10 protein-coding genes are annotated in these 12,202 nt (G+C 42.0%); 8 read left to right on the forward strand and 2 right to left on the reverse strand.

The features are described from left to right. The first annotated feature begins 16 nt into the window (after window positions 1-16). Together OKW21_RS13080 and lpdA are read left to right on the forward strand one after the other, a co-directional pair. Window positions 17-1,411, forward strand: a complete 1,395-nt coding sequence (locus OKW21_RS13080; RefSeq protein WP_277479990.1) for a 2-oxo acid dehydrogenase subunit E2 — start codon at window positions 17-19, stop codon at window positions 1,409-1,411. After that, entirely contained in the window at window positions 1,411-2,823 is a 1,413-nt protein-coding gene (lpdA, locus tag OKW21_RS13085) for a dihydrolipoyl dehydrogenase (RefSeq protein ID WP_277479991.1), read from the forward strand. The genes OKW21_RS13080 and lpdA overlap by 1 nt, the downstream gene beginning before the upstream one ends. Before the next feature lie 87 nt (window positions 2,824-2,910). Here lpdA and OKW21_RS13090 read toward each other — a convergent pair whose 3' ends face one another. Beyond that, window positions 2,911-4,545, reverse strand: coding sequence for an ABC-F family ATP-binding cassette domain-containing protein (locus tag OKW21_RS13090; RefSeq protein WP_277479992.1), 1,635 nt, complete (start codon window positions 4,543-4,545; stop codon window positions 2,911-2,913). Window positions 4,546-4,810: 265 nt separating this feature from the next. Here OKW21_RS13090 and OKW21_RS13095 point away from each other — a divergent pair, with 265 nt between their 5' ends. The 3 genes from OKW21_RS13095 to OKW21_RS13105 all read left to right on the forward strand — a co-directional run bounded on the left by OKW21_RS13095 (window position 4,811) and on the right by OKW21_RS13105 (window position 7,996). After that, window positions 4,811-6,406, forward strand: coding sequence for a serine hydrolase domain-containing protein (locus OKW21_RS13095; protein ID WP_277479993.1), 1,596 nt, complete (start codon window positions 4,811-4,813; stop codon window positions 6,404-6,406). 31 nt (window positions 6,407-6,437) lie between these two features. Further along, window positions 6,438-7,475, forward strand: a complete 1,038-nt coding sequence (locus OKW21_RS13100; RefSeq protein ID WP_277479995.1) for a phosphotriesterase family protein — start codon at window positions 6,438-6,440, stop codon at window positions 7,473-7,475. A gap of 383 nt (window positions 7,476-7,858) precedes the next feature. Continuing rightward, the gene (locus tag OKW21_RS13105; RefSeq protein ID WP_277479997.1) at window positions 7,859-7,996 is read left to right on the forward strand and encodes a hypothetical protein; all 138 of its coding nucleotides are present in this window, start codon (window positions 7,859-7,861) and stop codon (window positions 7,994-7,996) included. Between the two features lie 110 nt (window positions 7,997-8,106). Here the strand turns inward: OKW21_RS13105 and OKW21_RS13110 are convergent, their stop codons facing one another. Beyond that, complete coding sequence (locus tag OKW21_RS13110) at window positions 8,107-8,685, reverse strand: sulfotransferase family protein (RefSeq protein ID WP_277479999.1); 579 nt, start codon at window positions 8,683-8,685, stop codon at window positions 8,107-8,109. 277 nt (window positions 8,686-8,962) lie between these two features. Here OKW21_RS13110 and OKW21_RS13115 point away from each other — a divergent pair, with 277 nt between their 5' ends. From OKW21_RS13115 to OKW21_RS13125, 3 genes are all read left to right on the forward strand, one after another. After that, on the forward strand, window positions 8,963-9,307 hold the full coding sequence (locus OKW21_RS13115; RefSeq protein ID WP_277480000.1) for a hypothetical protein: 345 nt from the start codon (window positions 8,963-8,965) through the stop codon (window positions 9,305-9,307). Between the two features lie 289 nt (window positions 9,308-9,596). Then, window positions 9,597-10,670 (forward strand): fatty acid desaturase family protein, encoded by a 1,074-nt coding sequence (locus OKW21_RS13120; protein ID WP_277480001.1) that lies wholly within the window; start codon window positions 9,597-9,599, stop codon window positions 10,668-10,670. Between the two features lie 149 nt (window positions 10,671-10,819). Next, complete coding sequence (locus tag OKW21_RS13125; protein ID WP_277480002.1) at window positions 10,820-12,199, forward strand: hypothetical protein; 1,380 nt, start codon at window positions 10,820-10,822, stop codon at window positions 12,197-12,199. The last annotated feature ends 3 nt before the right edge of the window (window positions 12,200-12,202 follow it).

The raw sequence follows: 12,202 nt of genomic DNA on the forward strand, positions 1-12,202 counted from the left end.
TTTTAATCTATAACTCATGGCGAAAGAAATAAAAATGCCCCAAATCTCTGAGGACGCCGAATCAGGCACCATCGTAGAGGTTATGGTGAGCGAAGGTGATACGATTGAAGAAGAACAGTCCATTATCGCTGTTGAAAGTGATAAAGCCTCAGTGGAAGTACCCGCGGAAGCCGGAGGAAAAGTGAAAGAAATCAAAGTCTCCGAAGGAGATGAAATCAATGTTGGAGATGTCATTCTGATTCTAGAAGCCGGAGAGAATGGGGAGGATGACCAAGCCGAAGATGAGGAGCAGGAAGAAAAAGAGGATGAACAACCTGAAGGCAAAAAGAAAGAAAAAGCTGAGGAAGAGGAAGAAGATGATGGAGATACTGAGGCCAAGGAGAAAGATCCAAAAGAAGAAGTGGATAAGGATGAGGTAGAAGATGAAGAAAATGAGGACGCAGACCGAAAGGAAAAGGACAAAGAAGCTGAAGGAAAAAATAAAAAAGAGGCAAATAAAAAAGGGGAAGTTCCTGCTGCGCCTTCGGTGCGACGAATGGCCAGGGAGATGAATGTAGATATTTATGCCGTCAAAGGGACAGGGCCAGGTGAGCGCATCACCGCCGATGACGTCAAAGCTGCTGCTGACGGAAAATCCGGAGATCAGAAAAAGTCAGCTTCCGAACAATCTCAGGAATCTTCTCTTCCTGACTTCTCGCAATGGGGTGAAATTGAAAGGAAGAAAATGAGTGGCATTCGCAAAGCTACCGCTAAGAGTATGGGGAACGCCTGGAGAACTGTACCTCACGTCACGCAGTTTGACAAAGCGAATATTTCCACGCTACAGGACTTTATGGAGCAGTACGAAGCTAAGGCGGCCAAAGCGGGAGCTAAACTCACGGTTACTGCTGTGTTGGTTAAACTTTCAGCTTCAGCCTTACGGGCATTTCCTAAATTTAATGCCAGTGTGGATATAGAAAATCAGGAGATTATCTACAAGAAATACATCAATATAGGAGTAGCGGTAGATACAGAAAATGGCTTACTCGTACCTGTCATCCGGGATGCTGATCGCAAATCGGTAACCAGTATTGCTCTGGAACTGGGTGAAATAGCTGAAAAAGCGCGGGAAGGAAAGCTTTCTATGGATGAAATGAAAGGCGGTAATTTTACTGTTTCTAACCTTGGTGGTATTGGGGGCACCAACTTCACGCCTATCGTATATCATCCCCAGGTTGCAATCCTCGGAGTCTCCCGGAACCAGATTGAGCCGGTTTATGAAGATGGTGAGTTTAAACCTAAGACAATGCTTCCTCTTTCGCTTTCATACGATCACCGTGCTATTGATGGCGCCGAAGCAGCACGTTTCCTTCGCTGGATGTGTCAGGTGATGGAAGATCCTTTTGTCATGTTAATGGAGGGGGGGATATAATGGCAGAGCAAAAATATGATGTAATCGTGATTGGAGGTGGTCCGGGAGGATATGCCGCAGCATTTATGGCCGCTGACCTGGGTATGCAAGCCGCATTGGTTGATCCGGAAGAGAACCCCGGAGGAGTCTGCCTGTACAGAGGTTGTATTCCTTCCAAAGCCCTGCTGCACGTAGTCAAACTAAAGCAGGAGGCATTGGAGGCTTCAGAATTCGGATTGAGTTTTGATGAGCCTGACATCAACGTGAAAAAAGTCAGAGAATGGAAAAATAGTGTAGTGCAAAAACTGGTAGGAGGCTTAGGTCAGCTCAGTAAGAAACGGAAAGTGGAACATATCCGAGGTGTCGCAAAATTTACAGACGCTAATACACTTGAAGTAGAACACGATGGCAAAAGTCAGGAAGTAAGCTTTGAGCATGCCATTATTGCTACCGGCTCAGAACCTGCTTCAATTCCCGGACTTGAATTCTCCAAAAATATCATGAGTTCAGCCAGCGCGCTTGATTTACCTGACGTACCCGATTCGCTATTGGTGGTTGGTGCAGGTTACATAGGTTTAGAAATTGGTTCTGTATACGCGGGTATGGGGAGCAAAGTATCTGTAGTAGAGATGACTGATATGCTGATGCCGGGCGCAGATCGTGATCTGGTAGATGTATTTGCCAAGCGTAATAAAGAGCTCTTTGAAGAAATTATGCTGGAAACCAAGGTTGCGGAAATTTCCGGCAAGCGAAAACTTAAGGTAAAACTGGAAGGTAAACACGAAGGCGAATATAAATTTGACAAAGTTTTGATCGCCATTGGTCGTAAGCCAAGAACCAAAAACTTAGGTTTAGAAAACACACAAGTGGAAACTGACGACAAAGGTTTCATCAAAGTGAACGAGCAAAGACAAACCGCTGAGTCTAATATATACGCCATCGGTGATGTAAGCGGCGAACCTATGCTGGCGCACAAAGCAAGTCATGAAGGCAAAATAGCTGCTGAAGCTATTGCGGGAGGAAAGGTAGCATACGAACCCAAAGCTATTCCTGCGGTTGTGTACACTGACCCGGAAATAGCCTGGTGTGGAATTACTGAAAATGAAGCTAAAGCACAGGATATTCCCATCAAAGTGGTGAAATTTCCCTGGGCAGCCTCAGGAAGAGCTGCAACTTTGGGAAGAAGTGATGGATTGACCAAGCTTATCTTTGACCCTGATACTGAACGCATACTGGGGGTAGGGATTGCCGGAAAAAATGCTGGGGATCTGATTCCGGAAGCGGTATTGGCGGTGGAAATGGCAGCGGTCGCCAAAGACTTTTCGCTAAGCATTCACCCCCATCCTACCCTTTCTGAAACCATTATGGAAGCTGCAGATGTGCTCTATGGCCAGGCTACGCATATTTACCGTCCGAAAAGGAAAAAGAAGTAGTTTTAATAGCAAAGGCTGACACTTACTGTCAGCCTTTGCTAAAACCGTTTATCAGGAAAATCTTATTAAAATAGCAATACCTATCTTTTATGCCTTTACCAGTTTTCCACTGTACAGTTGATCCCTCTGAGAAGCAATGTATTCGTCTTCCATGTACTCATCAAAAGTCATGAGCTTATCCAGTATTCCATTCGGCGTAATCTCTATGATACGATTAGCGATGGTCTGAGTAAATTCGTGGTCATGAGAAGTAAAAAGAACAGTGCCCGGAAAATCTTTTAAAGCATTGTTGAAAGCAGTAATTGATTCAAGATCCAGGTGGTTGGTAGGCTCATCCAGCATCAGCACATTTCCTCCTGTCAGCATCATGCGTGAGATCATGCAGCGTACTTTCTCACCCCCTGATAGTACATTGGCTTTTTTCAGGGTCTCTTCACCCGTAAAGAGCATTTTACCCAGAAAGCTACGGATATAAACTTCATCTTTCTCCTCTTCCGAATACTGTCTTAGCCAGTCGATCAGGTTTAGATCAGTGTCAAAAAACTCAGCGTTCTCATTGGGCAAGTAAGCCGGGGTAATGGTCTGCCCAAACTTAAACTCCCCTCCATCAGCCTTTTCATTACCCGCCAGAATCTCAAAGAAGGCAGTAATTGCCAGGCTTTCTCTGCTTAAGATCGCTATTTTGTCCCCCTTATTTACCCGTATGTTTACATCGCCGAAGAGTGTTTTGCCATCCAGCTTTTTACCGAGATTTTCAATCAATAGGATCTGATCGCCGGCTTCACGGTTCTGATTAAAGATTATCGCCGGATACTTACGGGAGGAAGGCTTTATCTCTTCCACATTTATCTTGTCTAACAACTTCCGGCGGCTGGTTGCCTGCTTGGATTTGGAGGCATTGGCACTAAAGCGCGCGATAAACTCCTGCAACTCTTTCTTCTTCTCTTCTGCTTTCTTGTTTGCGGAACTACGCTGGCTCAAAGCCAACTGACTGGATTGGTACCAGAACGAATAGTTTCCGGTATACAATTGTATCTGACTGAAGTCAATATCTGCAATGTGTGTACAAACAGTATCGAGAAAGTGACGGTCGTGAGAGACTACAATGACGGTATTTTTAAAGTCCAACAGAAAGTCCTCCAGCCAGGAAACGGTTTGAATATCCAGGTCGTTAGTAGGCTCATCCAGGATCAGAATATCTGGATTACCAAAAAGGGCCTGGGCAAGCAGTACACGCACCTTATGTGTACCGTTCAGCTCTTTCATCAGTTTATAATGATTTGCTTCGGTAATTCCTAAGCCAGATAACAAAGCAGCCGCATCAGATTCCGCGTTCCAGCCATCCATTTCAGCAAACTTTTCTTCCAGTTCTCCGGCACGTATGCCATCTGCATCCGAGAAATCAGGCTTGGCATACAACTCATTTTTTTCCTTCATGATGTTCCACAGCACACTGTGTCCCATCATTACTGTATTCAATACCTGCTCCTCATCAAATTCGTAGTGGTTCTGTTTGAGCACAGCCATGCGTTTGCCGGTATCTATGCTCACACTTCCACGGGTAGGCGTAACTTCTCCGGAAAGGATTTTCAGGAAGGTTGACTTACCAGCACCATTAGCGCCTATGATTCCATAGCAATTGCCCTGGGTAAACTTGATATTAACTTCGTCAAACAATACTCTTTTCCCGTATTGTAGGGATATATTATTGGCTGTGATCATTGATTTTTATTTTGAAATGCGAAGGTACAACAATGAATCAGGAAGAAACAATTCCCTGTCTAGATATTTAAGTTTCTTTCTTTTTTTCTATATCCCTTTCAAACGCAATTTTTATACTTATTCAGTAGCACTTTAATTTTTCAATTATACACCTGCACCTGTGAAGAAGTATAACTATCACTTTTTTTTCACTAAACTTTTCAGTCTTCCATTTGAAACATATTACTCCTTTAACCTTTAGCTGCATTGCCCTATATTTATAGGTATGAATAAACTATCCAAGCTCAGCCCCCTCCCTTACTTATCTTTTCTTTTACTTGCATGTAGTCAGGAGGCAAAAAATATCTCTGATCAGCTGCAAATTTCAGCTGCTCCTATTCAGCTCAAGTACTCTGATACTTATCAGCCCCCACAGTTTGAGTCAGATAAACGCATAGAAAATATTCATAAGTTAGCACCAGAAATCACCAGTATCTTCAACACGCATGCTGAGGAACAGCATTTTCCCGGCTATGTATATGGAATCGTGGTAGATGATTCACTTGTCCTTTCAGGAAGTTATGGTGTAATTAATCTGGATAATCAGGTAAAGGTCAATGAGCAGTCGTACTTCAAGATTGCATCCATGACCAAAAGCTTTACTGCTATGGGCATTATGAAGCTGAAGGAAGAAGGTAAACTTGATCTGAATGCCCCTGCACAGCAGTATTTACCTGAACTTTCCACTATTGAATATCCCACCCGGGATGCTGCTCCTATTACGATATTCAATCTGCTGACTATGACCTCCGGCTTTCCTGAAGACAATCCTTGGGGGGATCGGCAATTAGAAGATACCAATGAGGAGTTTCTGAGCTTTCTAAGCAATGGCATCAGCATGTCTAACGTACCCAACGAAGCTTTTGAATACAGCAATCTGGGCTACGCCATGCTGGGCAACATCATCAGCAGGGTATCAGGGAAGCCTTATCAGGAATATATCCGGGAAAATATTTTTCTACCCCTAGGCATGGAAGATACCTACTGGGAATATGAGGGGCTACCTGATGATCAGCTAGCGATAGGCTATCGCTGGGAAGATGAGCAGTGGAAGCCTGAACCCATGCTTCATGATGGTGCTTTTGGCGCAATGGGTGGTTTGATTACTTCACTGAGTGATTTTTCTAAATACGTCTCTTTCCATCTCTCTGCCTGGCCACCCTCCAATCCGCTGGATAATGGTCCGGTGAAAAGAAGTTCTCTCCGGCAAATGCAGCAAATGTACCACCCTCACCTCTTTACCGATGCCCGGGACGGGCAGGGCAATGACTGTCCCGTAATGATAGGCTATGGGTTTGGGCTAGGCATCCGCAAAGATTGTCATGGAGATATCCGAGTAAGTCATAGCGGAGGACTGCCAGGTTACGGTAGTGAATACCGCTTTTATCCTGAATATGGGGTGGGCATCATCTCATTTGCCAATCGTACTTATTCACCTGCGGGTAGTGCCAATGCCCGGGTAATGAATTTGCTGATTCAAAAAGCAGAACTTCCCCACCTGCTTTTACCCGCTTCTGAGATATTGAGTACCCGCAAAGATCAGGTAGCTGAACTAATCCAAAGCTGGGATGAAGGACTGGGTGAACAAATACTGGCCGAAAACTTTTATTTAGATCAGTCCAGGAGCCACCGTATGGCTGCTGCAGAGGAGAATTTTCAGCAGATAGGAAATGTTCAAAACATAGGTGAGCTCAAAGCTATCAATCAGCTTAGAGGAACGTTTGTACTAGAAGGAGATAAAGGAAATGCCGAAGTTTTCTTTAGTCTATCGCCTGAGAAAAACCCTAAAGTACAGGCTATCAACATTCGACTTTTAGACTAATTGATTCGGTTAATAACTAAATCGTTACGCAATGCTCATGAAATTATCCCGAAGAAACTTCCTCCAGCGCAGTGTGTATTTGTCCGCCGCTACCGCTTTGCCTCTGCCAACACTATCTTACGTGCTTAAGGCCTCAAAGGTCATGACGGTGGGTGGCTCCATCAAAGCGAGCCATATGGGCATGTCACTCATCCATGAACATGTTCTGGTAGATTTCATTGGAGCAGAAAAGATAAGTTTTGACCGTTGGGACAGAGTGCAGGTGGTAAAAAAGGTTTTACCTTATCTTAAGGAGATCAAAGGCCTGGGGATAAAAACATTGGTAGAATGTACTCCTGCTTATCTGGGTAGAGATGTGCACCTGCTGGAAGAACTTTCTGAGCAGAGTGAACTAAATATCATCACAAACACCGGCTATTATGGCGCACGAAATAATCAGCACCTACCACAACATGCCTTTACAGAAAATGCCGAACAACTGGCAGACCGTTGGATCAAAGAATTTGAGAATGGCATAGATGGTAGCAGCATCAAACCGGGTTTCATGAAGATTGGCGTGGATAATGGTCCGCTATCAGATATGCATCGCAAACTGGTAAGAGCAGCAGCGATCACCCATAAAGCCACCGGACTTACCATTGCCTCTCATACCGGTCCGGCACTACCTGCATTTGAAGAGATGGAAATACTCAATGAAGAAGGCATTGCCCTCAATGCGTTTATCTGGGTACATGCCCAGCATGAAGAGGATAGCCAAAAGCATGTGGAAGCTGCTCAGCAAGGAGCCTGGGTAAGTCTGGATGGCCTCAGTGAAAGCAGTGTAGAAAGATATACGGAAATATTAAAGCTACTCAAAGCCAATAAGTTGTTGGATAAAGTATTGCTTTCCCATGATGCCGGTTGGTACAGGCCCGGGGAAGTTGAAGGCGGACAATTCAGGGCGTACACTGATATTTTTGAATTTATGCTGCCTGCCATGCGTGAGAACGGCTTCAGTGAAAAAGAAATCAGAACCATTTTCGTCAGCAACCCTTCTAAAGCTTTTACAATTTCTAAACGGCTGGTTTAATTTTTCTCACATCATGAAAAATTTTCAATTCTGGATAATATTTCCTTTGACTTACTGTCCTTCTGGGCTGCACCCCGGGGAGGAAACTTGTTTGGACTTGTATAAAAATTGGAGATGAACGCGAAAAGGGTGGATTGAGGCAGGTATTTTAAACAACCCTTTGTTTTGGTTTCTATACTTAATTCATTTTACTAAAAAGGCCCATTCGCGACACGCAGTGTTGGATGACATGAAGTGGGTCACAGTGTAGGTAATAAGTTCGCTTGACCGTATACCTATTCTTTTTGAACTATTGATTTAACACAAGTCTTAGCCAACTGCTTTTGCCGTAATACTAAAGCAAAGTACTATTTCCCAAGTTACTGCTATAGCTTCTGCTGAGCTTGCCGGACCGGAAGAATGGATTATCATATTTCTTTCAAGCAAGACTGGAAGGTAATGGCAGAGAGAAAGTGATGAACTCACATATTCGGCAAAGCGATCTGCTGGCTGAAATGCAGAATAAGCATGCGCTCTTGTAAATTTTCACAAAGCGCATATAAGCAATATGTGAATCATAAAGGCTTAAGCAGTTAAGACATGGCTTTGTAGCAAATTTTACTCTTTGATTACACACTTTGTTCCATTTCCTCTACCTGACGAAATAACCATCATAATTGTTGACCCTTGCATTCTTGATGGGGAACTCATCTTCAGGATGATCGGTATCTAGAAAATCTACCAGAGGTTCCCACTGATTACCCTCACATAGATTTACGACCAACAGATCATCTTCTCTGTTTTTAAAGTAATCAAGCACATCTTTGTGATGTCGATGATATGCTTCCCTAAAGAGCTCTTCGTCAAATTTGACTGTCCTGTAAATGGTTTGTCTGAGTTTAATAACCTTAAAAGGGACCTTATGTAGTGGCCAGTTGAAGCGTGGATACTTACTACAGGACTCCAGCCATTCGTCTATATCTCGGATAGTCAGTATAAACTTACTGCCAGGATATGATTTATCCAGTTCTTTGTAAAAAGGGATGACCGAAATATCAGTAAAAGCATCATATTCATCTAGAAGATGTTTTTTAATGCCGTAAAGTTTGTGGGGAAAATATTTTAATGAAGGATAATCATTGGTACGATACTTTAGGATTTTTAAAGCACTAGCCAGACTTGTAGTCGCAGTTTTGGAAAGTCCCAGGCCAAATATCTTGTTTACAGTCAAAGTTTAGGATGATTTATATTATTAAAATTCATCCTCCTAACAAGATAAAACCATACCAGACCTTTAGTCGGAAGTAAGTTTTTTTAAGTTTTATCATTGAATTGAAACATAAAATTATGATTTACAGATGTTTATACCACTTAATTCAGTTAAAATTTTGACTTTTTAAATGGGTTTCTGTTAAGCGCTGAAAAATATTTTTTCTCACTACTACTTTTTTTCTAACAATCACAGCGATTATCAATTTTCTATATTTAGCCAACACAAATTTATTATTATGGACAGTACCCTACTCATAGTCATCACCTGCGTCATCCTACTCTTGCTAATCGTTCCATTATTATTTTTTGTAAGAAGAAGGGTGGACCTGAGTACGGAAAATGATGTGCTGGTCATGAAATATCCTTTGAGTACAAATAAAATTGACCTCAATAGTGAATTACAAAGTTGGGAATTACAGGAAGCTAATTATCTTTGGTGGGGAAAATTTCATGCTGTACATATGATTTTTAAAAGTGGAAAACAAAGAAACATTAGCTCTATCTTCAATCAATCTAACTTTGATGTGCTTTATCGCTTCCTGGAAAGCAGGTTTGCCGAGCGAAAAATTACTAAAACGTGATTTATTTAAACTACATTATTGCTGCACAAGTAGCATTTACCAAAGCCGAATCACTTGTTTATTATTTATGACCGATGCGCAACAATTGAACTGAAACCCAGTTTTACTTGTAGTCATTAGTTATTAAACATCAAAGGCTAAGGATCTTTTTAACTACCTCTCTTTTTTACTTTTATGCTAGTTTACAATAGTAAATTTTAAGGAAACTAGCTAGTTAGGATTATCTACCTAAAGTGCTTATGTTTAACCAATTCAATTACTTTGAATAAGTCTTCTTTTTAACTTTTCTATGAAATTCATTAATAAAGACAATTCCATTTTCTTCTCAACTTTAAGAACAAGAGTAAATCAGTATTTCACTGAAAATAACATTTCCCGCTATGGCAATAGAGAAATGGTTATTAAATCAGTAGTATTGATCAGCCTATATCTCGCTGCTTATATTTGTATACTTACCCTCCCCTGGGCTGCTTACTTACTCATTCCTTTCGCGCTTATTATGGGCATCGCAAAATCTGGCATTGGTATGACAGTTATGCATGATGCTTTGCATGGTTCTTATTCTAAAAATAAAGTTGTCAACAAGCTAATGGGTAATAGCATATACCTACTGGGAGCCAATGCCAACGTCTGGAAAATACAGCACAACCTACATCACCATACCTACACCAACATACATGGAAAAGATGAGGACATCAATACCAAAGTTGTAATCAGATTGTCTAAGCATGCACCTCGTAAAGCTTTTCATGCATATCAACACCTTTACGTCTGGTTCTTGTATGGACTGATGACCTTATTAATGTTCAGCAATGATTTTTATAAGCTGCTGAGATATCACAAAGCAGGAGAGTTTAAAGGAAAACGCGCCAGCATTGATCGTGAATATCTGAATTTGATCGGCCTGAAGTTAGTTTACGTGTTCTTCATGTTAATATTGCCGGTACTCGTAACTTCGCTTTTGTGGTGGCAGGTTTTGATTGGTTTTCTCATCATGCATCTGACAGCAGGCTTTATACTCTCTACGATATTTCAGATGGCCCATATTGTAGAAGGTACTGATCAGCCTCTGCCCAATGCTGAAGGAAATATGGAAAACGAGTGGGCAATTCATCAATTAAATACCACCGCTAATTTTGCACGTGATAACCGGGTATTGAACTGGTTTATTGGTGGACTGAATTATCAGATTGAGCACCATCTATTTCCTAATATTTGTCATGTGCATTATCGTAAGATTTCAGAGATTGTTGAAGAAACTGCCGCTGAGTTTCAACTCCCTTACAATGTAAAACCTACCTTCAGTGATGCTATTTTCTCACACATTAAAGCCCTGAAGCAGCTTGGTACTTATCCTGCGTAATTCTAGCTAGCTAACTTTTCTGGTCAGTAAATATACGATATAGAAGCTATCATTTTGTTTAAGGAATAGTGCACGGCACGCTGAGATTATCCTGCAAGAGTCCATCTAATTATCTATATTGTTAGATAGATAATTAATGATTTTTGCAAATGAGGAATATAATAATACTCATAACCTATTTTCTACTATTCTCCCATTTAGGATTCTCTCAGGGCATAAGTATAAATGAAGAAAATCCTCGTTTCTGGTCTTACAACGGACAGCCAATTGTACTGTTGGGAGGATCAGTAGAAGACAACCTATTTCAGTATCGGGAACTGGAGCCTCATCTCGACTTATTACAAAAGTCAGGAGGTAACTATGTCCGTTGCACCATGTCTAGCCGGGATGAAGGAAATCTGTGGCCCTTTGCCAGAAATGAAGAAGGCCAGTACGACCTGGATAAGTTTAATGAAGCATATTGGGAGCGTTTCGCTAATTTTCTGCAACTAAGTGCAGAGCGGGATATCATCGTACAAATAGAGCTGTGGGCAACTTTTGACTTTTATAGAGAGATCTGGGATATTAATCCTTTTAACCCTAAAAACAATGTCAACTATGACATTAAGCGGAGCAAGCTTAGTGTAGAAGTAGACTCACATCCCATCTACACCGAGAATAACTTCTTCCGGTCTGTACCTTCTCAAATGAGCCTTTTTAGAGTACTGGAGTACCAGCAGAAGTTTGTGGATAAGCTGCTTGAGCATAGCCTGCAATATGATCATGTTTTGTATTGTATGGACAACGAAACCAGTGTCACCGCTGATTGGGGAAAGTTCTGGTCGGACTATACCAAAAAGGTAGCGCAGGAAACACATAACAAAAAAGTGTATACTACAGAGATGTGGGACCCCTGGGACCTGAACCATGTGGCACATCGCTCTACCATGGACCATCCTGAGATTTATGATTTTGTTGATATTTCTCAGAACAACCACAATAAAGGGCAGCTTCACTGGGATAATGGGCTAAAGCAAATAGAACGAATCCACCGGTCTGAGCATCCCCGACCGCTTAATAATGTAAAAGTCTATGGAGCGGAGGGCAACAAATTTGGTCACAACAATCAGGACGCAATTGAACGCTTTGTGCGAAACATACTGCTGGGTGCTGCCTCTACCCGTTTTCATCGTCCACCTTCCGGCCTGGGGCTTAACGACACCGCCCAGATAGTGATTCAGAATATGCGCAAGGTGATCAATAGTTACGACCATTTCAATGCTGAAACATGTTCGCACCTATTGAAGGAAAGAGAAGAGAACGAAGCTTATCTGAGAGCCAATGCCAATAAAGCTTATGCACTATACTTTACACAAGGCGGTGAGGTAAAGCTGGATCTAAGCAAAATGGGTAAAGAGGCTACAATCCAGTGGGTCAACCTGCTTGAAAAACAATGGCCAAAGCCAGAGCGCCTGACCTTAAATGCCAACACAAGTATCACTGCTCCCGATGCAGGAAACTGGATAGCCATCATCAAAGCAAATCTATAAGCG

It is taken from the genome of Catalinimonas alkaloidigena (genome assembly GCF_029504655.1).
GTDB classification, from domain to species: Bacteria; Bacteroidota; Bacteroidia; order Cytophagales; family Cyclobacteriaceae; genus Catalinimonas; species Catalinimonas alkaloidigena.